The following is a 21,901-nucleotide window of genomic DNA, read 5'->3' on the forward strand; positions in this document are numbered from 1 at the left end:
CTGCTCGTCGCTCTGTGTCAGGTCAACTGGCGCTATAGACCACGATGAAAAAGGCATTCCGCCAAAGGAATGCCTTTTTCATCGTCTTTCATCTTCCACTACCACCGCGCCTTTATACATTTTGCCGTGGAGATCAGCCAGCTTTCCGGCCATGATTTCAGGAGAATCGTTAAAATCCTGTTTAATCCAATACAGAAAGAATCCCAGGCTGCCGTAGGTGACAAAGTAATTGAGCGCAGCTATATCGAGCTCACTTTCTTCCTCCAGGCGCAGCTCGGTGGCAGCCACTTGGACCAGGCTTTCACAAAACTGGTTCTGCGAGCCGGGGAGTACTTCTCCTTGGATGATCAGCCGAAAGATAAACTGATGTTCATACATGTATTCGAAAATTGGCAGATGACGCTGCACATCTGTCGAGGAAAAGCGTTCCAACTCCTGGAAACTTTTCCGGAAATAGCCGACGAGGCCGTCCAGATGGTCTTCGACGACGGCCGCTAGCAGCTCGTTCAGATCCGTGTAATGGGAATAGAAGGTGACACGGTTGCAGTCAGCTTGCTTTGTGACTTCGGTGATGGTGAGCTGCTGGAGCTCTTTTTCTTCCATCAGCTGAAGCAGCGCTGTTTTCAGCTTTTTTTTGGTCCGCAAAATACGGCGGTCTTCTGTGCCCTTCATCTTGAGCTCCTCCTGTTGTGTCCGAAAAATGGACAGGTTTGTAAATTAAGTATGACATGAATCTTGAATAATGGACAAACTCAATGATTGTCTGTTAACTTACATATGTAGTTTATTTTGAAAATGAATTTCAACAGAATTTTAGGAGGAACAGAAAATGGCACGTTTAGAAGGTAAAGTAGCGATTATTACAGGTGCGGCCCAAGGTATGGGTGCATCACATGCGAAAAAATTCATCGAAGAGGGCGCGAAGGTCGTGCTGACGGATTTGAACGAAGAAAAAGGCCAGGCTTTGGCAGCTGAACTTGGAGAAGGTGCATTGTTCGTTAAGCAGAACGTGACGAGCGCGGAAGATTGGGAAGCAGTTGTGGCACAAGCCGAAAAAGCATTCGGTCCGGTGAACGTGCTGGTCAATAATGCCGGCATCACGATGGCGAAATCGATTCTTCAGACGACAGAAGAAGAATACCGCCGCATTGTGGACATTAACCAGGTATCTGTGTTCCTTGGTATGAAAACCGTCATCCCGTCCATGCAAAAAGCCGGCGGCGGGTCGATCGTCAACATTTCATCCATGAATGGTTTGGTGGCTGGTGCCATCGGCTATACCGATACGAAATTCGCAGTTCGGGGTATGACCAAAGCGGCAGCGATGGAATGCGCCAACTACGGCATCCGTGTGAATTCCGTGCACCCCGGCGTTATTGCGACCCCGATGGTTGTTCAGGAAGACACCAAAGCGGCAGTCGAGGAATTTTCAAAGCATATCCCGTTGAAGCGCGTCGCACAATCAGAGGAAGTATCCAATATGGTGATGTTCCTTGCTTCGGATGAAGCAAGCTATTCCACAGGTTCGGAGTTTGTGGTGGACGGCGGCATGACAGCTCAATAAGCAGAAATAAATACGGCCATTACGCGGATTTCAGCGTAATGGCCGTATTTTTAAAGTTTCTGGTGTTTTTTATTGAGGAACAATACAAGCACGGGGCCGATGATCGGGATCCAGGCGAGCGCTTTGCGTTTCGCCTCGGGATAGAAGCGGTAGACGGTGTAGACGGATAAGCCCCACAGCACAAACCAATCAACGGTCATGACAGATACCAGACCCGAAGCGAAAAAGGCTTCGCGGTAGGCGGCCAGTGAAAAACCCTGCAGCAGCGTCAGTCCGTTGACGGCCCAGGACAGCATCAGGAGAATGAGCCAGAAGCGGGAACCGAGAAAGCGAACGAGCCATTTCGGTGTACGCAACCCTCTTTCAGCTTGCCGATCGCCGAAAGCGAAATACAATAGGAGTGAAAATGCGCCGACGCCGAAAGACAAAAGCGCGAACGGCCAGGCCGGCCATTTTTGCCGGTCATTCAGCAGCAGCAAGGTCAAAAAAACCATCGGAAACAACCCGAGCGAGTTGAAGACGGCCAGTACCAGCGGGTCGATTTCCCCCAGCTGACCGCTGAAGATATTCGACAGAACGGGATCGGTCTCGCCGCCGGGTGCAAGAAAAACAGCATAGCCGACCAGCATCAGCCAAACGATAAAAAAGATCACAGTCATTCCCCCTCTTTCAACTTATTCCATTACCTCATAGGTTCCCTGAAGGATCCACCGGCAAACTGTTAGCTGACTGCTTGAAAAACCATAAAACTTACTAACGCGAACGTAATCAAGCTTTTGATTTTACTGGTCTTCCATATAGAGACCGTTGAAAAAATCCCACCTGTAATCAAGAGACAAAGTCCCGTGATTTTCAGTAGGATGAAAGTAAGGGTACTTTCCAGATGAAGCAGGAAAAATCCGAGTCCAACAAAACCAAGGGTGAAAGAAAATGAAGCGTACTGATTTAAAATCGTCCATTGCGGACTTCTGGTCAGTGACGTCCATTTTCAAATAGGCCCGCCGCATCAAAAAGCAGGAATTCCCCAGGTGATTAAAAATAATACAAATGAATCGGTATCGATATTCAAAAGCGTCTCCTCCTAAATGACTGTCGCAATTTTAACATAATAAGGCAATGTGATTCTGCTTAATTCCCAATGTTGACTAAAGAAGGGGAATAAGTCCAAAATGGAGAGGTAAACTATTCTGGAGGTTGTTCTATGCATTCAGTCACGATCATCGGACTCATCGCAACTTTTGTGGCTTATTTCCTTTTTATCAGAATCTACCTCAGAAAATATCGCGGCATCAAAGGCTTGGGAGGAAGCGTTTTCCTGAAGGACAGAAACCTTTTGGGAATCGCACTTGAGTTGGCGCTTTTTGCTGGCTTTGTGTTTGCCTTGATTGCTATCAACATGAAAGATGACGGTGCCGGAATTTCGTTGATTGCCCGTCTCAGTCCTTTTGCGGCGCTGTTTTTCTTGCAGACTTTGTTTCGGGGAATCGGAGAATGGCATTCGTACCGCGAAGAAGAACGTTATTGGTATGAATGGTCAGCGTCATTAACGATTTTCTTAGCCTTTACTTTACTACTTGCGATGGAGGGATGAATTAAATGAATGAACTAACGAAAAAGCGCTTGAAAGCCGGATTGATCGATACAGCGATTTCCACTGCGGTATCGTTCGCGATTGAGCCTTTATTGAAAAGAAAAACGAAGAACAGCTTTATCTACACAGTAGTGTCACCGACCGTGATTTTCTGGGGACTGGAATACGCGCAGATGCGTTTGAAAGGCCAGACGGTCGGCCATAAGATGATGGGCATCGAGGTCCAAAACGAAGCAGGCGGCGAACCAACGCCTGAACAGATCCTTGAGCGCATCGTGCATCGCGACACAGTCGGTCCTTTCGTCTATTTGAAGGACCGCGCCCATTACGACGCCTACGAAGGCGAGAAATTCCCGCACGATCTGTACTCTTATACAGTGGTTAAAGAAGTTTAACGAAAAGCGATTCCAGATTTTAGTTCTGGAATCGCTTTTTTCTGCAGTTTCCGCTTACCCGCTATATAATAAAAGAAAAATCGGAAGGGTGAGTCGCATGAAGCTGTACAAGGAACTGGCGGAATGGTGGCCGTTATTGTCCCCGCATACGGAATACGAGGAAGAAGCCCATCTTTTCCTGAAGATCATCCAACAGTATCATCCGCAAGTCAAAGAGGCGCTGGAATTCGGTTCGGGAGGAGGCAGCAACGCTTTTTACCTGAAAAAGCATTTTTCAATGACCTTGACGGACCTGTCAGCGGACATGCTGGAAGTCAGCCGCAAGCTGAATCCGGATTGTCCGCATATGCAGGGAGATATGCGGACGATGACAGTGGACCGCCAGTTTGATTTGGTTTTCATCCACGATGCGATTACCTACTTTACAGACAAAGCCGATTTGCTGGCGATCATGAAAAATGCCAAGAAGCATCTGAAACCGGACGGCCTGCTGTTCATCATGCCGGATGAATACTCGGAAACATTCGAGCCGCGGACGAACCATGGCGGGATTGATAAGGACGGGCGGGGCATGCGGTATTTGGAGTGGACTTATGACAGCGACTCGGATGATCAGATGCTGGAAACGGAGTATGCCTATGTTATGCGGGACAGGGATGGGCAAGTCACCCATGAACACGACAGCATGAAAGGCGGCTTGTTTTCCATGCCCGAATGGGAAGAGCTGCTTGCGGAAGCGGGATTCCAGGCGCATTTCGAACGGGTGGTGTTTTCAGACGATCCGGGATCCTTTTTCGGCATTGCCGCGACGCAGGTAAGTTGAATAGGAGAAAATCGGTTCCAGTTTTATTGCCGATGGTAACCGGTGGCGTGGATATTTAGTCCAAAACAGACCATCGAACAGCTCCAGTAGGCAAAGAAAGAATGATCGTGTTTCATATGGAGATAGCAAAAGCCGATTAAAGATATGCTCTTTAATCGGCTCTTTATCGTGGGATTTTGACTTATAACTTTCTGCTTATAGCATATTGTTTCAGTTTACGCACAACAGATGGTTGGCTGATTCCAAGATAGTCGGCCATTTCATAAGTTGTTTTACAGTGTTTTGAAGCTTTTTTCAGCAACTGGGTTTCAATCTTCTCAATAGAGGTCTTCCAATCATGTTCCTCAGTCTCAACATGATTAATTTCTGACGCAGCCCTGTCTTCTATATGAGGAATAGAGCTTCTGAAATTGGCTGGAAGGTGTTCAGGAAGAATGGTTTCTTCATCAACGGTTAATATAACCCGTTCTAAAATATTTTCCAATTCCCTCACATTTCCAGGCCAATTATATTGGGTGAGCACATCATAGGTACTTGTATGAAATTTTTTAGCCAACTGGTATTTTTCATTGATGTTTTGAACATAATGGTTGATTAAAATAGGTAGATCTTCTTTTCTATCTTTTAAAGGTGGAATTTGAAGTGGGATGATATTGATGCGATAAAACAAATCCAAACGGAATTCACCTTTTTCAACCATCTCTTCGATATTTTTATTAGTCGCTGTAATGAGCCGGAAATTCACTTGTCTTTCCTTCTTACCGCCTATCCGCATTACTTTCTTCTCTTGAAGTACCCGCAAAAGTTTTGATTGGACGGCTAAAGGCAATTCCCCAATTTCATCTAAGAAGAGAGTTCCTTGTTCCGCACTTTCAATTAACCCTTGTTTACCATGTTTACTTGCGCCGGTAAATGAACCGGACTCATAACCGAACATTTCTGATTCGAATAAAGCTTCTGGAATGGTACTGCAATTCACTTCTATAAACGGTTCGTTTTTTCGGTTGCTTTGGGCATGGAGCATACGGGCGAACGTGCTTTTCCCTACACCTGAAGGTCCAAGCAAAAGGACGGAGGCATCTGTTTTAGAAACGCTGTAAATAGTTTTTACAATCTGCTCGATGGAAGAACTTCGATACAGGATGCCATGATAATCTGCTTCCTTTCCCCGCAATTCCTCTACTTCGGTTTGATAACTGACCAATTTCTTTTCCAGGCCTTTGTATTGTTCCTGGAGATTGAAGATTTCCGTTTGATCTTGGCTATAGCTGATGGCCCTCATAATCTCACCATTATGGTCGAATACTGGAAATCCAGTCGCCATGACAGTCCGCCCTGTTTTGGTCTTCTGCAGGATTTGGACTGGTTTTTTGTCTTCGAGAACCATGGCATGGATTGAAGGCGATAGAACTCCTTCTTTTTGGAGCTGATAAACTGATTTTCCGATATACTGGTCGGGTTCAATTCCGTAGATGGACCAGTGGTTGGGGTTTGAACGCAAAATGATGCCATCTTGGTCCGTCACAGTAATATTATTATTCGATGTTTCGATAATTTTATTTAGCTCAATTTGCAAGAATTCGTTCTCCATGCAATCCCTCCTTAATTTGAACCTCTAAGAATGATTCAAAAATAAATCAAATCTCCTGAATGATTCGTATCCGAATCAAATATATCATTTTAATTCGAATATGAATCAAAAAGCAGGGAGTTTTCTTTTAATTCTTCAGAAAAAGGTTGGCATGGAACTTGCTATATAAGTTATGAATCGAAAATTATTTATATCAAAGGGAGCTGTTATTGATGAATAGAGAAAAAGAAATTCAAGAATTGATGGAATTAGATAAAAAACACTTTTTACATCCCACTTCGCCAATTGGCCAACAACAGGAAAAAGGGGCTTCGTTTATTTTTACTGAAGGAAAAGGTATCTATTTAACGGATATGAGTGGCAGGACGCTAATTGATGGCATGTCCTCACTTTGGAATGTCAATATCGGACATGGCCGCGAGGAAATCGGGGAAGTAGCTGCTGCCCAAATGAAGAAACTGGCTTTCAGTTCTTGCTTTGCGACTTTCAGCAATGAACCGGCAATCCGTTTAGCTGCAAAACTTGCAGAAATTGCTCCAGGAAACTTGTCGTCGACCTTTTTCACTTCAGGCGGTTCTGAAGCGAACGATACGGCTTATAAGCTCGCACGCCATTACTGGGTTTTGAAAGGCCAGCCGAATCGCCAAAAGATCATTTCACGGACCAAGTCTTATCATGGTGTATCGATGGGAGCCACGAGTGCAACCGGGTTAAAACCGTTTCGGGATTTTACAACGTCCATCGCACCTGACTTCCATTACGCAGAAAACTTTTCAACGGAGTCTTTGCGGGCAGTGATTGAACGTGAAGGTGCGGATACGGTCGCAGCTTTTGTGGCAGAACCTGTCCAAGGGGCTGGCGGTGTCCACATCGCTCCTGAAGGATATTTTAAAGAGGTACGCAGCATCTGTGACGAGCATGGAATTTTGTTCATCACCGATGAGGTGATTACCGGATTCGGACGTACGGGAACCTACTTCGGTATTGAACATTATGATGTCGTTCCGGATATGATGTGCTTTGCCAAAGGAGTTACAAGCGGTTACGCGCAATTAGGGGGCGTCATGATTTCCGAGCCTCTCCATAAAGAATTTACTGAACTGTCAACAGGCACGCTGTTACACGGCTACACATACAGCGGCCATGCAATGGCTTGTGCAGTTGCGTTGAAGAACATTGAAATTATTGAACGTGAAAATTTAGTCGCTAATTCCAAGGAAATGGGCAAAGTGATGCTCGAAGAATTCGTCAAGCTTCAACAGCAGCATGACATTATCGGAGAAGTACGGACGCTCGGTCTGATCGGGGCAATTGAAGTGGTTAAAGATAAAAAGACAAACGAGAGATTCGAATCGCCAATCGTTCCCCAACTAGTAGCCGAAGCAGCCAAGAGAGGCCTGATTTTCCGTTCGGTCGTATTTGATGGCCAGGATACACTGGTATTTGCGCCACCGTTGACCATTACTCAAGAAGAAGTGGTCGCGATGACTGATATTATCCACGAAACTTTTACTGCTGTTGAAAATAATCTTGTAAAAATATAAGGGGGTAAGTTGCATGTCACAGGTCGAAGCAACCACAGTCAAGAAACAATTATTTATAAATGGGGAATGGGTTGAGGCAAACAAATATACGCCTCTTTATTCCCCTTACAGTAATGAAGAGATTGCCCAAGTCGCTTCTGCAACTGCAGAAGACGTGGACCGGGCGGTGGATGCGGCATATAAGGCGGCAGAGACGATGGCGGAGCTGCCTGCCCATGAGCGTGCTGGAATTTTAGAAAATGTAGCAAAGATTCTCGAAAAACGGGCGGATGAAGCAGCGGGCATTATTGCAAATGAAGCAGCCAAGCCGATAAAAACAGCTCGTGCAGAAGTCGACCGAACAATTGCTACATACAAATTTGCGGCCGAAGAAGCAAAGCGCATGCATGGAGAGACGATTCCGATGGATGCTGCTCCGGGTGGGGAGAACCGGATTGCTTATACGGTACGTGAGCCTTTGGGTGTTATTGGTGCGATTACGCCGTTCAATTTTCCAATGAACTTAGTTGCCCATAAAGTGGGTCCAGCGATTGCTTCTGGAAACACAGTCGTATTAAAGCCAGCAGGACAAACACCCTTGTCTTCTCTATTCCTGGCAGAGGTGTTCAAAGAAGCCGGTTTGCCGGCAGGTGCATTAAATGTAGTAACTGGGAGCGGTGCCGTGATCGGCGAAGCCTTGGTCAAGGATGACCGAGTGAAGAAAATTTCGTTTACCGGAAGCCCGGCTGTCGGGATAGGCATTCGCAACAAAGCCGGTTTAAAACGGGTGACGTTGGAACTGGGTTCAAATGCAGCTGTCATCATCGACAGTGGAATCGATCTCGACAAAATTATCGCCCGCTGTGTGTCTGGAGCCTTTGCATTTCAAGGTCAAGTTTGTATTTCACTGCAGCGTGCCTATGTTCACGAAGACTTGTATGAAGAGTTCGTGGAGAAAATGGTCGAAGCTACCAACCGCCTAAAGCTCGGCGATCCACAAGATCCATCAACAGATGTCTCTGCATTGATCAGCTCGAAAGATGTTGAACGTGCGCTTGCCTGGATAGAAGAAGCGAAACAAGGCGGCGCAACGGTTGCAGCGGGAGGAAAAGCAGAGGGGAATATTCTGTATCCGACTATACTGACTGGAGTGGACGCAGCGTTGAAAGTTTCCTGCCAGGAAGTATTCGCACCAATCATTGTCATCAATAAAGTGAAATCAGTAGAAGAGGCCATCAGCCAAGTAAATGATTCGCGTTACGGCTTGCAGGCGGGAATTTACACTGAAAACATCCATACAGCATTGATGGCGACGAAAAAGCTGCATGTTGGGGGCGTTATGGTAAATGACATTCCTACCTTCCGGGTCGATCATATGCCATATGGCGGCGTGAAAGAAAGCGGAGTTGGACGTGAAGGCGTTAAATATGCAATTGAGGAAATGACAGAACTTAAGTTGGTTGTCTTTAACCAAAATTATTAAGATGGGGTGAAAAGGATGATTATTGGTGTGCCGAAAGAAATTAAAAACAATGAAAATCGTGTAGGGATAACACCTGCAGGAGTAACAGCATTTAAAAATAATGGTCACGAGGTCTGGATTCAAACCAATGCAGGAGCGGGCAGTGGCTTTACAGATGAAGAATATCAAAACGCCGGTGCTGAAATTGTCAGCACAGCAAAAGAAGCATGGTCAGCAGGAATGGTGATCAAAGTAAAAGAGCCATTGGCAGAGGAATACCAGAATTTCCGTGAAGGGCAGATTCTCTATACGTATTTGCACTTAGCCCCGGAACCGGAATTGACAAAAGCTCTTGTTGATAAAAAAGTAACGGCCATCGCATATGAAACGATTCAACTTGATAATGGAACACTTCCACTTCTAACGCCGATGAGCGAAGTTGCCGGGCGGATGTCCATTCAAATCGGTGCCCAGTTCCTTGAAAATCCAAAAGGAGGAAGAGGCGTTCTTTTAGGCGGAGTTCCGGGTGTGGCTCCTGGTAAGGTGGTCATCATCGGTGGTGGCATCGTTGGAACTAATGCTGCGAAAATGGCTATTGGACTAGGGGCTAATGTGACGATTCTTGATGTCAACATGGATCGCCTTCGCCAACTCGATGACCAATTTGATGGGAGATTGAAAACCTTGGCTTCAAACAGCTTAAATATTGCCACCGCTGTGCAAGAAGCCGATTTATTGGTGGGAGCAGTTCTAATTCCGGGTGCTCGTGCGCCAATGCTCGTTACCGAGGAAATGGTCAAAACTATGCAACCAGGAGCTGTTATTGTGGATGTTGCAATCGATCAGGGCGGTTCTATTGAGACGGTTGATCATATAACGACGCACAGCAATCCAACATACGTTAAACACGATGTAGTACATTATTCTGTAGCTAATATGCCAGGGGCGGTAGCTCGTACCTCCACCTTAGCTTTGACGAATGCAACAATTCCGTACGGAGTGCAGATAGCCAATAAAGGCTATAGACAAGCGGCATTGGATAATAAGGCAATTGCAAAAGGAGTCAATGTGGTTGATGGCAAAGTCACTTATAAGGCGGTAGCTGAAGCACATAATTATCCGTACACTGAAGTGGAGAGAAATCTGAATGAGACTGTAGCAGCAGTTTAATATGGGTTTGATTCTGTAAATCCGTTTTTATTGGCTGGGTTGGAGTTATAAGTTAATCCGAATAAATAGAAAACAGACAATTCCTTTTGGATTGTCTGTTTTGGCATTGAAAATGCAAAAAAAAAACAGATATTTTTCATTAGATGGACGATGAAAAAATAATAGCCTATGCTTTTTCTCCTTGTTTGAAATATTATAAGATGATTTTAAAACATATATTTAATAAATTTAAGTAAAAGTTGCTGATGTATATTATTATAAAATTAACAATATTTTATAAGGAGTTGATGACATTGCAACTAGAAGTGAATCTCAAACAAAACCTAGCCTTAAAAATGACACAGGAAATGCAGCAATCGCTGCAAGTTTTACAGATGTCAGCAGTGGAATTACAAGCCTGTTTAGCTGAAAAAGTGTCAGAAAATCCTTTATTGAATATTGAGTATCAAGATTACCAAGTCGACTTCAAAAAGATTGAAAAGATGGTTTTACTAAAGAATCAGCCGGCTTCAAGCAATTCAACTAAAGGAAAAACCGAAGATTATTTAGATGCAAAGAGACCATTGAATCCTGAGATTAATGATATCGAAACATATTTGATTGAACAAATCCCTTTCAATACTTATTTGAGCTGTACCGAAAAAAAGGTGCTGCTCTATTACATCAATAATTTAAATGAATCCGGCTACTTGGATATTTTTATAGAAGATGCAGCGGAAATTTTCGGAGTCGAGATGGAGTCGGCAGAAAATGTGCTGCAGTTGCTACAAACCTTCGAGCCAGCCGGGATTGGCGCCAGAAACCTGAAGGAATGCTTGTTGATTCAGATTGTACAGACCCATTCAGCAACCAGTTTGCCTTATCGAATCGTTGACCAATATTTAAATGAATTGGCAGAAGGTGCTTTGAAAAAAATAGCGGGCGCTTGCGGAGAATCTAAAACGGAAATCCAGAATGCTGTAGATTACATCAGATCCCTTAAACCGAAACCGTTGCAGGAGCTGGTCCATGAGGCAGTTGAATACATCATTCCGGATATCATCGTCAATGAAGTTGAGGGGGAATGGATTGTCAGCATCAACAGACGTCATATTCCGTCTGTGTCCATCAGTGACCATTACTCGCAAATGATAAAAGAGTGTGATATTCAAACAAAGGAGTACTTAAAAGCAAATTTAAAAGATGCCAGTATACTAATTCAAGGCTTGGAACAAAGGGATAAAACCTTATATCGACTAGCAAAATTGCTCGTAGAAGTGCAATCTAGCTTTTTCGAAAAAGGAAAAGCGGGTCTTAAACCGATGCGGTTAAAAGATGCAGCAGAGCTGCTTGAAGTACATGAATCCACTATCAGCAGAGCGGTCAAAAACAAATATATTCAAACGCCATGTGGAATTTTTAGCATCCAAACACTTTTCGCCAAAGGTTTAGTGAATAAGGAAGGCGAAATGGAATCCACAGCTCAGATTAAAACAAAGATAAAAGAAATCATTCAGTCAGAAGATCGCAAAAAGCCCTATTCTGACCAAAATCTTGTAGCTCTGCTGCAAAAAGAGAACATTCAAATATCCAGAAGAACCGTAGCGAAATACAGGGAAGAATTATTGATCAGCAACTCAGCGAAAAGAGTCCGTTACAGTTGAATCTGATGGTTTGGATAGATCCAAACCAAAAGAAGGCGAAAGATTGATGGGTGGGAATCCATCAGTCTTTTACCTTCTTTTTTAGAATGCTTTTGTTTTAGCTGAGGGTTCAAAGGGTGATATTCAATTGCTTACTGAGCCGCTGCAATTCACTGTTGACATATTCTTCACTATAATCAAAACCGATGATGGCTATTATATGGCCATTTTCATCATAAAGGGGGGCGATGCTGCTCTTCCAAATCCCGTATTCATCTTCGTATAAAGGCGTAACGCCACTCTTTCCTTTGAAGGCTTCGTAGATAACTTTCATCACTTCAGGCGGTCCGATATATTCTTCGCCAGGGTTAATAACGAAATCATCCGAAGCGGCAACGTGCATAACTTTTCCATCGGCTTGCATCTGAAAAACAAATACCCATTTGATTCCGCCTTCTTGCTGGTGGATAGCAGTGAACTTTTGGGAAAGAGGAGCTCGCAACGCAGCATTGCTTGTGTCTTTTACGGCGTTTCTCACTTCTTCAGGAGAAATGGCCACTGCTGTGACGATGGTGATGGATCGTAAATGTTTGTTTAACTGTTCTTCTAAAATCCGGCGCTTACTGAGCTGGCTGTTTCCGTTCTTTTGCATATCCCTAATTTTCTTATATTTTCTGCTCATCGTTGGTTGACTGATTCCAAGGATATTTGAAGCCAATTTTACGGATTTATATTGTTCCATTGCCATTGTGATTAATTCCTCTTCCACCATTTCTACGGCTTCTTGCAACGGCATCAATTGGTTGATCATGGGACTGGATACCCGGGATGGAATTTTTGGAGGGATGATCTGTTCTATCAATGAACTGCTAATAATGGATGTATTGGAAAGAACCATCAGACGGTCCACTGTATTTTCCAATTCTCGAATATTCCCGTGCCACGGCTGCAAGCATAGATAATCCAATGCATCTGGAGAAAAACTGATTTGTTTATGATAACGGACGTTAAATTTTTGGATGAAGTGCTGGACAAGAGAAGGAATTTCTTCGACCCGGTCACGTAAAGGCGGAATCATTATCGGCACTACATTTAATCGGTAATACAGATCTGCCCGAAATTCCCCTTTTGCTACAGCTTCTTCAAGGGGTTTATTGGTAGCTGCAACGACTTGTATATCCACTGGATAGGACTTGCTGCTGCCGATAGGCGTAATTACTCGTTCTTCGAGCGCCCTCAAAATCTTGACCTGGAGCGCCAGAGGCAGTTCAGCAACTTCATCCAGGAATAAGATTCCTGTATGGGCTTGGCGAAATTTCCCTTCGACTCCGCCTTTTTTGGCTCCCGTAAAGGCTCCGTCGACAAATCCGAATAATTCACTTTCCAACAAGTTCTCAGGGATAGCTCCGCAGTTAATGGAAACGAATGGTTTGTCAGAGCGGCTGCCTATTTGATGAATTGTTTTCGCCGCCATTTCTTTGCCGACTCCTGATTCCCCGAGCAGCAGAACGGTCACTCCAACTGCTGCTACTTTTTTTAATTTAGAAGCAACTTCTTCCATGGGTTGGCTGTTGACGATAAAGGAGGAGGATTCAAAATCAGTGCGCTCATGATTTTCTGCTTCTATATAAGGGGGAATGAGGTGGGTGTAGGCAAAGTAAAAATGTTTTTTTTCTTTAAAAACAGTTGTCAGAACATCAATCCCCATCCAGGTGGTCTGCCGATAAACTTGTTTTTTAAAATCTTTATTTAATTGAGAGTAGATTCCTTCGGTAAATAATTTGGTTTCCAGCTCTTCTATATTCTTATATCTGGATATATTCGCGAACAAAGGGTCATCATTTCCATCCGTGGAACAGACGATACCCTCATCAGTGGTCACAATCAAGTAATCATAAAGGCGAAGTAAAATAGATTTCCATTCCATATGCATTGCTCCCATTCTATATTTCAGAATTGAATAATAATTTCATTTTTGAATTCCATCACATAGAACCCAGTATGAAAACAGTTATTTAAAGCGCTTTCATAGTTGGCACGCTTCTTGCTATATAATCTATAATACGTTTGAAAATTTCGAAAAATGGAGGGGTACCAATGAACGAACTGAGTAAATACGAGCAAAATCTTCAATCTGACGACCCATTTATCCGAGGCATGTATGAAGACTTAGAAAAAAGAATCCAAGATTATGAACATAGCGAAAATGACAGAACTGAACAGATCCATTGGAAAGATACCATTGGTGTATTGACGGTAATGAGCCTGATCGTCATCTTTTTTGTCGCTACAGTCATATAAAGCTTAGAATACCACGCAAAAAGTATTTTACCAATACTAGAAAATGACAACTGATAAAGGAGTGAATTCAATGCCAAAACAAACATCGGCTGTAACTAATGACGTTGCTTTCGGATTTTTGCCCACCGACAAAAAAGGGCGGATCTTCAATTTCTGGGATTTAATACTCGTGCAAGTAGTTATCGGGTTATCAGCTTTTGGACTTCTGACTGGCGCTTATACAGGGAGCATGCTTGGTTCATCAGAATCCTTGGCAGCCGTACTCTTCGGAAATGCGTTTCCCATGTTTTTAATCGCTCCGATCATCTTATTCTTTGCCAGGTATGGCATTGATACATTCATCGGCTTTCGCAGTTCTCTAGGATATAAAGGAGCTCAAGCTTTTTTCTTCGTCTTTTTGGCTTTAACACTTGGCTACATAGCAATTGCTTTGTTCATGGCTGGGGAAGCTTTAGTAGAAGTAGCTGTATGGCTTGGCTTGCCTGCTCTTTTTACTAGCTCGGGAACAGGAACACCGTTTTTTGCAATATTCTTGTTCGCGCTTGCTTTTCTCGTGACAGTGCGCGGGCCTGCAGCCATCCGTAAATTTAATCTTTTTGCGGTTCCGGCTTTCATTATTTTTTTAGTGGGGCTTTTAGGAATTATTGTGTTTGGGCAACATATTCCGGCATTATCTTCTTTGCTTCCGGCAGAACCGTTTGAAACAAACTCTCGCTCACTGGCAATCGCTCTTGAGATTAACATCGGATTAGGATTTTCATGGCTGCCTTATCTGGGGCAGTACAGCAGGCTTGCTAAAAAAGAAAGCAGCGCATTCAAAGCCGGATTCTACAGTTACGGCGTTATCGTTGCTTTAGCGGCGATCGTTGGAGCGCTTGCGACATTAATTGCTGGTTCATTGGCTCCTGCAAGTTGGATGATGGCTATTGCAGGGACATACGGCGGACTTATTGGCTTGCTGTTGCTTACAGTGGCCAACTTAGGGGCAGCGATTTTCCTTATGTATTCACAAGCAGTCAGCTTTAAAACCTTATTCCCGAAAAGAACCTGGTTATTTTCAATGGGGACGACGATTCCCGCGGTTTTGCTGTTGTTAAGTGCTACATTCTACAACGCTTTTGGGTCTTTCATTGCTGTTGTTTCGTTTATTATGGCAAGCCTTGGCGGAATTATTATCGCAGATTACTTTTTTGTTAAAAAACAAAAGATCTCTCTGAGACATCTCTACGATACACAGGGCGCATATACGTATTGGAAGGGAGTAAACCCATCTGCCCTTGTCGCAATAGGAGTCAGTATCTTGGTTTACTGGGGATTGTATAATCCGCTGACGTTCAACTCGAGCAATCTGTTTCTATACATGTCGGCAGGCATCCCGACCTACTTTGCAGCATTGATATCTTATTATGTATCAGCTAAATATATTTTTAAATATGAAGTCGATCAGGCCGGCAGCCGTATTGTTCAAGAGCACAAAGAACCGGCAACCACCTTAATTTCGAAAGGGGAAATTTAATATGTTCACACAAAGCATGGATTTCAAAACGACCGATTTAACGACATTTCCGTTTCCTTTTACTTCAGGGAATTACCGCTATTCCAATGACTTGAAAAAATTGCAAAATATAAACTGCGTGGAGATAACGCCGGAGTATGAGTTAATGATTCGAGCTAAAAGACGTTTGTTGGATGAACAGCACGATGTCCGTTTCCAATCATTCCCACACACGCATGAAATGCAGTGGGAAGTGCTTGAAATGTTGGTAGATATGGCAGTCAGCCGTTATCCAGAGCATTTTGAAGTTAAGAAAGACGGTCGAAATTGGACGTTTAAAAACAATATATTAGCAGAAGAAGAGTCATTTGTATTTGGTGACTCCAGCACATTGGAACTTGAACCCCTGGATTATATCGGACGCCATTTCCATAATGATTTTGTCATGATGGTACAGCGTGACGACAATTATTATTTGGAAGTTGGACAGGTTTCCTATGCAGCCTTGTTTTCAGCCCATTGGAACAAGGGCATGTCTTTCAATGAAATTCATGGTCCTGTTCCTTTCGTATCACGAAAAGGAGACCAGTTGGCCGATCGGGTTCGGCAATTCTTGCACTCGATTGAAGCTGGAGAACCTTGGACACGCATCAATTGGAATTTGATGGCGAACCGTTGGGACGTCAACTACGAAACGATGGATGTTTGGGAACCGGAGAGAAGTTTGATCACCGCTGAAAATGCCGGTGAACTTGTCCGCCTTCGTGTAGAAGAGCAGAAGTTTTACCGTATGCCAAGAAGCAATGCCATTTTATTTGTTTTGAATACACAATTCCTTCCGATGGAGGATTTGAAATTACGCCAGGAATGGTTTGATTTAACATACAGCGTTTTGCAGGATATTCCGGAACCGATGGCAGAGTACAAAGGGATTGCGCCTTATTTGCCGCAAACAGTTGAATATTTGCGAAGAGAAGATGAAAAAATAAAAGCAAGTAAAGAAAGCGAAGCGTAAAGGAGAGGATTCTATGTACAGCCGTCCGGTATTATTCGATCAATCCCCTACATTAGCCGATAATTTTTCCCTTCTGCAAGGGCGAACAAAGATTGCTGTATTGTTCGACGAAACTGGCAGAGAGCAGGCGGAAGGCATATTAGAGACAGCGAATACCATTCCGGCAGAGTCGCTGCTGGTTTCAGAGGACACTCCCGATCAGAAGGTCAGTGAATTTATAGCTTCTCAAAAAATGGGTACTCAATTATGTATCGTCGCTCAATGGGATACGGCTTACCGTCTATTTTCGCTTACTGTTGAAGAAGGTGCATCAGAAGAGGAAATTCAAACATTTATAATAGGCCCAAAAAAGCGGTTTGTTTATTGCATGAAATGCTTCAGTACTTCTGAAATTGCAGGCGATGCATCAGCGGTGCAATGCCAGTGCAGTGCTCACTTGGAAGTAGGGCCATTCTTTTCGAAAGTAAGAAAAGGCTACATTGGCTATCCATTTATACCTGTCGAACAACGACAAACAGTGGGGAGTTGAGAAAGATGAGAGTCGCAGGAAATATTCAAGTGGAAGTTGTTCAAATCATACAAGAAACAGAGTTCGTGAAACGATTCCGGTTCGCTCCTACTGATAATTTATTATTGCCGGCATTTGCGGGAGGAGCTCATATAAAAACATTTTTACAAAAAGAAGAAGGAGTTTTAGAGCGGGCCTATTCTCTTGTGAGTCCACCGCAGGAGCGGAACTTTTATGAAATAGCAATCAGGAAAGATGATTATTCCACCGGTGGCTCTCTTTTTTGGCATGAAGAAGTTGAAGTCGGTACGGCGCTCGAAATCAGCTTTCCAAGAAATCATTTTGCTTTAAGTTATCAAGCGAAGCACCACGTTTTTTATGCGGCAGGCATAGGGATCACCCCATTTTTGACAATGGCGCAAGACTTGGAGGAGTGGCAGACTTTCGAACTTCATTATACTGCCCGTACAGCGGAGCAATGTGCATTCTATGAACAACTAAAAGAAGAATATGGGGACCGTTGCCATTTCCACTTTTCCCGAAGCGATAAACCGCAAAAGATGTCACCGGCTTCCATGCTGGATCACCGCATCGGCACCCATGTCTATTTCTGCGGACCGGTAAGCATGGTAAAAGAGTACCGGGATGCAGCTGCGTCTTACGGATATCCGGCAAAAGCCATTCATTTTGAGCTATTCTCAAGCGGCCGAGATAATGGACCCCAAAATCCATTCATTGTTGATCTGATCGATAGTGAGATAACGCTGCATGTAGGTGAGAATGAAACATTATTGGATGCGTTGTTAAAGGCAGGAATTGAAGCGCCGTATGCATGCAAGATAGGTGGCTGCGGCAGCTGTGAATTGGAAGTCTCAGAAGGCGAAGTTCTTCACCGCGATATCTTTTTGACGGAAGACGACCGCCAAAGCCGAAATTCTATTTTGGCCTGCTGTTCACGCGCCAAAAATGAACGAATTGCTATCAAAATTTAATCGTAAAGAAAATAAGGGGGAAAACAAAATGACAGTATTGACAAGCGTATTGGAACTGAAAAACTATATTAATGGTGAATGGCGATTAGCGGGATCTGGAGAAACTTGTGCGATTATCAATCCTGCAAATCAGGAAGTGATTGCACATGCGCCGCGCTCGAGTAAGGAAGAAACAGAAGAGGCGATTCAGGCTGCGCGTGACTCATTTGAAAGTGGAATTTGGGCAGGCAAAACAACCCATGAGCGAGCGGCTATATTGAACGCGATTGCTGACAAGATCGATGAGCGTGCAGAAGAGTTAACGGTGTTGGAAACAATGGATAACGGCAAACGCAAAGAAGAAGCCGGGTTTGACATCGCTGATGCCGCGACATGCTTCCGTTATTACGCGGGTATGATTATGCATCCTGAAGGGGAAACTTATCAAGTGCCTGATAATGTGCAGGCAATGGTGGTTAAAGAGCCAGTAGGGGTGGCAGGCTTGATCGTTCCGTGGAACTTCCCTCTTTTAATGAGTGTTTGGAAAATTGCACCTGCACTGGCAGCCGGCAACTCCATTGTTTATAAACCGGCAGAAGTGACGCCTGTCACAGCAATGAAGCTGTTTGAAATTATGGAAGAAGTCGGAGTTCCTAAAGGGGTTGCCAATATGGTCTTGGGCCGCGGTTCCATCATCGGTCAGACAATTGCAGAAAGTATGGATGTGGATGTGGTTTCATTCACTGGAAGTACAGAAGTTGGCCGTGAAATTATGCGTGCGTCTGCAGGGAACCTCAAGAAGATTTCGCTCGAATTGGGCGGTAAATCTCCGAACATCGTCTTTGCAGATGCTGACTTTGAAACAGCTGTGGATTACGGGCTTTTTGGAATCTTCTTCGGGGCAGGACAAGTATGTTCATCCGGCAGCCGGATTTTAGTGGAAGAAAGCATTTACGATGAGTACGTTAAACGCTATGTAGAACGGGCCAATAAAATCAAAGTCGGTCCTGGATTGGAAGAGGGCATTGACGTAGGCGCAATTGTAAGTGAAGCGCAAATGAACAGCATTTTAAACTACATCGAAATAGGGAAAGCGGAAGGCGCGACATTGGCGGCTGGCGGTTATCGTTTAACCGAAAATGGTTTGGATAAAGGATTTTTCATCAAGCCGACGGTATTTACAGACGTTACAAATGACATGCGCATAGTTCGTGAAGAAATCTTTGGGCCTGTGGTCACAATCCAGAAATTCCGGACAGAAGAAGAAGCGATTCAATTGGCCAATGATACGGATTATGGTCTTGCGGGTGGTGTATTCTCCAATGACGGAGCAAAAGCTTTACGGGTTATTAAGAAAATCCGAGCGGGCATCACTTGGATCAACGATTACCATCCGACTTATGTAGAAGCTCCTTGGGGTGGATATAAACAAAGTGGTATCGGAAGAAGTTTAGGGAAATACGGAATGGAAGATTTCCAAGAGACTAAACAAATCAACACCAGATTAAATGTGGAGCCAATTGGTTGGTTTCCGAGCTGAACAATAACATCAATTTGATCGGCACAAAAATACTACGGACACTTAGAAAGTGTCCGTAGTAAATAATCATAAGCAAAAAGATGGCTTCTGGTATTCAACCAGAGCCATCTTTTTTGTTTTAACGCTCTACTTTTAATGCAGTTACATAGTCAAGAAGCTCCGTCAAAGGCATATCCGCCATCGAATCCAGCCGGTGCTCGACTTGGCAGAAATCCATCGTACTGGTGATTGTGTTCGGTACGATGACACAACCCATGCCAGCGCTTTTCGCTGCGGTTGCACCATGTGCGGAATCCTCAAATACCAGGCAGTTTTCTGGATGGAGATCAAGGCACTGGGCCGCCTGGATATACAAAGCAGGATCGGGTTTCACTTTTTCCACATGGTCCGAAGTGCGGATGCACTGAAAATAATCGAACAGCTCGAGGTTTTTCAGGTGGCCCGAAACCCAGCGGTAGCTGGAGCTGGATGCCAAACCGATTTTCAGGTCCAACTCCTGCGCCATCTTGAGGTAATCCTCTACTCCGTCCCGGGCTTTCTCCTGGGCCAGAGTTGAGAGGAACTTCTCTTCATACTGTCGCTCAAGGAGCGCATGTTCCACTTGTTTGCCGATCTGCTGCTCCATGTAATGGAACGGCGAGAAGCCGCTGTCTGTGCCGACTTCATTTTGCCACAGCGCAAGCGGAAGTTCACTTCCGTATTCGCTGAACATTTCTTGAAGAATGCGATACTGATGCGTTTCCGTATCAAAAATCAAACCGTCAAAATCGAATATAATTCCTTTGATCATAAGGCACTTCCTTTGCTGATGAATTGGATCAGATGAACTATGGAGTTTAATCTTTCAAGCCATTTTGGACAAGTTTTCTTAAGTCAATCGCTTCACACCAGCAGTTTCGTCACTTCGCGTGAAATGGCGTGTGTATTGACGGCTGATTCCAGCTGTCCATTTTTCACGCATTCGATGAACTCCGCCAACTCATAATACATGGTATCGAATTCATGCGCTATCGATAAATCTTCAGTTTCGCCATCTCTGTATTTAACGGTGATGCGTTTCGGGTCGCTGATCCGGTCGATCTCGATCAGGCCATTCTCACCCTGGATTTCACTCGGCATAAAGGAATCCGAAATCTTCGAATACATGATGACCGCTTCCATGCCTTCGTAAATCAGGATCATGCTGCCTTGTCCATCTGCGCCTGTCGATAGTAGATAATCGTTCCTCAGGGCCGACTTTGGTGCACCTGCCAAATGGATGACGGGTGCGATGCCGTAGACGCCCAGGTCCATTTTAGCGCCGTTGCCGAGTTCCGGCTTGAAGGCATTTTCAATGACGCCATTTTTGTAATTGTCGTAGCGTGAAGAATATTGGTTGTAATGGAAGACGAAACGGCGGATCGGTCCGATCTTGTCCAAATTCCCCTTCAAATTCAGGAAAGAGGGGGTCACCGTGGATTTCATAGCTTCCATAAAAGTGGTCCCGTGCGTATGCGAAGCTGCAATGACGCGGTCCATTTCCTCGACTGATGTCACTGCAGGCTTTTCACACAGGACATGGATGCCATGCTCTATAGCCAGGATGCTTTGCTCTGCATGAAAGGCATTGGGGGATGCGATATACACCGCATCGATTTCCCCGCTGCTGAACATGGCTTTCATATCCGTATAGACATTTTCGGCTTCATGCTTTTCTGCAAATGCGCGGCCGGTTTCCGTCTTACGGGAATAGATGGCCCCGATGATGAATTCAGGATGTTGCTTTGCCGCTTTAATAAACCGGTCAGTGATCCAATTTGTTCCGATGATGCCAAATCTCATTGCGATTCCTCCTAGTGTAACTGATGTGCTTATCTTCTATTCTAACGCAGATTCCCAAAAAAGGAGGGGTTACTCTTTTCCTCTATGAAGCGGAAAATTAATGGGTAGAGTTGTAAGCGGTTTCAAATTAGACTGAAGGTGTAGTCGAATATTTCAGAAAATTAGTTCGGGAGGGGTAAAAAGATGAAGAACATATTATTGGCTTGTTCAGCGGGGATGTCCACCAGCCTATTGGTCACCAAAATGGAAGAAGCGGCGAAGAGCAGAGGGATTGATGTAACCATCTGGGCAGTCTCACAGGACAAAGCACCCAAGGATATGGAAAAGGCGGATGTCCTGTTGATCGGTCCACAAATGAGGTTTATGAAGAAGAAATTCGCGAAAGTGGCGGAAGAAGTCGGTATCCCGCTGGAGGTCATCGATTCGATGGCCTATGGCAGACTGGACGGCGAAGCAGTATTGAACAGAGCGATGGAATTGATCGAAACCCATTAACGGAGTGGAGGAAA

General features: G+C 44.3%; 21 protein-coding genes. 15 read left to right on the plus strand and 6 right to left on the minus strand.

Annotated elements, in window-relative coordinates; translation table 11 throughout:
* Positions 1 to 78: 78 nt before the first annotated feature.
* Entirely contained in the window at positions 79 to 672 is a 594-nt protein-coding gene (locus ACRC6Q_RS01680) for a TetR/AcrR family transcriptional regulator (RefSeq protein WP_223636708.1), read from the minus strand.
* A 157-nt stretch (positions 673 to 829) separates the two neighbouring features.
* On the opposite strand from ACRC6Q_RS01680, the gene ACRC6Q_RS01685 reads away from it, so the two are divergent.
* Positions 830 to 1,564, plus strand: coding sequence for a glucose 1-dehydrogenase (locus tag ACRC6Q_RS01685; RefSeq protein ID WP_431465643.1), 735 nt, complete (start codon positions 830 to 832; stop codon positions 1,562 to 1,564).
* A 50-nt stretch (positions 1,565 to 1,614) separates the two neighbouring features.
* On the opposite strand, the gene ACRC6Q_RS01690 is transcribed toward ACRC6Q_RS01685, so the two are convergent.
* Positions 1,615 to 2,217, minus strand: coding sequence for a hypothetical protein (locus ACRC6Q_RS01690; protein WP_431465644.1), 603 nt, complete (start codon positions 2,215 to 2,217; stop codon positions 1,615 to 1,617).
* A 548-nt stretch (positions 2,218 to 2,765) separates the two neighbouring features.
* Here ACRC6Q_RS01690 and ACRC6Q_RS01695 point away from each other — a divergent pair.
* The 3 genes from ACRC6Q_RS01695 (at position 2,766) to ACRC6Q_RS01705 (ending at position 4,373) form a co-directional block, all read left to right on the plus strand.
* Positions 2,766 to 3,155, plus strand: a complete 390-nt coding sequence (locus ACRC6Q_RS01695; protein WP_431465645.1) for a DUF4181 domain-containing protein — start codon at positions 2,766 to 2,768, stop codon at positions 3,153 to 3,155.
* A 5-nt stretch (positions 3,156 to 3,160) separates the two neighbouring features.
* Positions 3,161 to 3,550, plus strand: a complete 390-nt coding sequence (locus tag ACRC6Q_RS01700; protein WP_223636732.1) for an RDD family protein — start codon at positions 3,161 to 3,163, stop codon at positions 3,548 to 3,550.
* Between the two features lie 97 nt (positions 3,551 to 3,647).
* A complete protein-coding gene (locus ACRC6Q_RS01705; RefSeq protein ID WP_431465646.1) occupies positions 3,648 to 4,373 on the plus strand; it encodes a class I SAM-dependent methyltransferase in 726 nt (241 codons plus the stop codon).
* Between the two features lie 181 nt (positions 4,374 to 4,554).
* Here the strand turns inward: ACRC6Q_RS01705 and ACRC6Q_RS01710 are convergent, their stop codons facing one another.
* Positions 4,555 to 5,964 (minus strand): sigma-54 interaction domain-containing protein, encoded by a 1,410-nt coding sequence (locus ACRC6Q_RS01710; protein WP_431465647.1) that lies wholly within the window; start codon positions 5,962 to 5,964, stop codon positions 4,555 to 4,557.
* A gap of 212 nt (positions 5,965 to 6,176) precedes the next feature.
* Between ACRC6Q_RS01710 and ACRC6Q_RS01715 the strand changes: the two genes are divergently transcribed.
* The 4 genes from ACRC6Q_RS01715 (at position 6,177) to rpoN (ending at position 11,762) form a co-directional block, all read left to right on the plus strand.
* Positions 6,177 to 7,508: an aspartate aminotransferase family protein gene (locus ACRC6Q_RS01715; RefSeq protein WP_431465648.1), complete on the plus strand. Its 1,332-nt coding sequence runs from the start codon at positions 6,177 to 6,179 to the stop codon at positions 7,506 to 7,508.
* Between the two features lie 13 nt (positions 7,509 to 7,521).
* On the plus strand, positions 7,522 to 8,970 hold the full coding sequence (locus tag ACRC6Q_RS01720) for an aldehyde dehydrogenase family protein (protein WP_431465649.1): 1,449 nt from the start codon (positions 7,522 to 7,524) through the stop codon (positions 8,968 to 8,970).
* A gap of 15 nt (positions 8,971 to 8,985) precedes the next feature.
* On the plus strand, positions 8,986 to 10,119 hold the full coding sequence (gene ald / locus ACRC6Q_RS01725; RefSeq protein ID WP_431465650.1) for an alanine dehydrogenase: 1,134 nt from the start codon (positions 8,986 to 8,988) through the stop codon (positions 10,117 to 10,119).
* 245 nt (positions 10,120 to 10,364) lie between these two features.
* Positions 10,365 to 11,762, plus strand: coding sequence for an RNA polymerase factor sigma-54 (gene rpoN / locus ACRC6Q_RS01730; protein ID WP_431465651.1), 1,398 nt, complete (start codon positions 10,365 to 10,367; stop codon positions 11,760 to 11,762).
* Between the two features lie 109 nt (positions 11,763 to 11,871).
* Here the strand turns inward: rpoN and ACRC6Q_RS01735 are convergent, their stop codons facing one another.
* Positions 11,872 to 13,668: a sigma-54 interaction domain-containing protein gene (locus tag ACRC6Q_RS01735; RefSeq protein ID WP_431465652.1), complete on the minus strand. Its 1,797-nt coding sequence runs from the start codon at positions 13,666 to 13,668 to the stop codon at positions 11,872 to 11,874.
* A 170-nt stretch (positions 13,669 to 13,838) separates the two neighbouring features.
* On the opposite strand from ACRC6Q_RS01735, the gene ACRC6Q_RS01740 reads away from it, so the two are divergent.
* From ACRC6Q_RS01740 to ACRC6Q_RS01765, 6 genes are all read left to right on the plus strand, one after another.
* Positions 13,839 to 14,042, plus strand: coding sequence for a hypothetical protein (locus ACRC6Q_RS01740; protein ID WP_431465653.1), 204 nt, complete (start codon positions 13,839 to 13,841; stop codon positions 14,040 to 14,042).
* Between the two features lie 70 nt (positions 14,043 to 14,112).
* Positions 14,113 to 15,558, plus strand: a complete 1,446-nt coding sequence (locus ACRC6Q_RS01745) for a purine-cytosine permease family protein (RefSeq protein WP_431465654.1) — start codon at positions 14,113 to 14,115, stop codon at positions 15,556 to 15,558.
* Position 15,559: 1 nt separating this feature from the next.
* The gene (locus ACRC6Q_RS01750; protein WP_431465655.1) at positions 15,560 to 16,552 is read left to right on the plus strand and encodes a heme-dependent oxidative N-demethylase family protein; all 993 of its coding nucleotides are present in this window, start codon (positions 15,560 to 15,562) and stop codon (positions 16,550 to 16,552) included.
* 13 nt (positions 16,553 to 16,565) lie between these two features.
* Positions 16,566 to 17,081 carry a hypothetical protein gene (locus tag ACRC6Q_RS01755; protein ID WP_431465656.1) on the plus strand — a complete coding sequence of 172 codons (516 nt, stop codon included), beginning with the start codon at positions 16,566 to 16,568 and terminating at the stop codon, positions 17,079 to 17,081.
* A gap of 5 nt (positions 17,082 to 17,086) precedes the next feature.
* Positions 17,087 to 18,052, plus strand: coding sequence for a PDR/VanB family oxidoreductase (locus ACRC6Q_RS01760; RefSeq protein WP_431465657.1), 966 nt, complete (start codon positions 17,087 to 17,089; stop codon positions 18,050 to 18,052).
* 28 nt (positions 18,053 to 18,080) lie between these two features.
* Entirely contained in the window at positions 18,081 to 19,571 is a 1,491-nt protein-coding gene (locus ACRC6Q_RS01765; protein ID WP_431465658.1) for an aldehyde dehydrogenase family protein, read from the plus strand.
* A gap of 118 nt (positions 19,572 to 19,689) precedes the next feature.
* Here ACRC6Q_RS01765 and ACRC6Q_RS01770 read toward each other — a convergent pair whose 3' ends face one another.
* Together ACRC6Q_RS01770 and ACRC6Q_RS01775 are read right to left on the minus strand one after the other, a co-directional pair.
* Positions 19,690 to 20,361, minus strand: a complete 672-nt coding sequence (locus ACRC6Q_RS01770) for an HAD family hydrolase (protein ID WP_431465659.1) — start codon at positions 20,359 to 20,361, stop codon at positions 19,690 to 19,692.
* Positions 20,362 to 20,453: 92 nt separating this feature from the next.
* Positions 20,454 to 21,392 (minus strand): Gfo/Idh/MocA family protein, encoded by a 939-nt coding sequence (locus ACRC6Q_RS01775; RefSeq protein ID WP_431465660.1) that lies wholly within the window; start codon positions 21,390 to 21,392, stop codon positions 20,454 to 20,456.
* A gap of 183 nt (positions 21,393 to 21,575) precedes the next feature.
* Between ACRC6Q_RS01775 and ACRC6Q_RS01780 the strand changes: the two genes are divergently transcribed.
* A complete protein-coding gene (locus tag ACRC6Q_RS01780; protein ID WP_394121815.1) occupies positions 21,576 to 21,887 on the plus strand; it encodes a PTS sugar transporter subunit IIB in 312 nt (103 codons plus the stop codon).
* Positions 21,888 to 21,901: the final 14 nt, after the last annotated feature.

The sequence above is a fragment of the Planococcus sp. SE5232 genome, assembly GCF_050686535.1.
In the GTDB taxonomy this organism is placed as follows: domain Bacteria; phylum Bacillota; class Bacilli; order Bacillales_A; family Planococcaceae; genus Planococcus.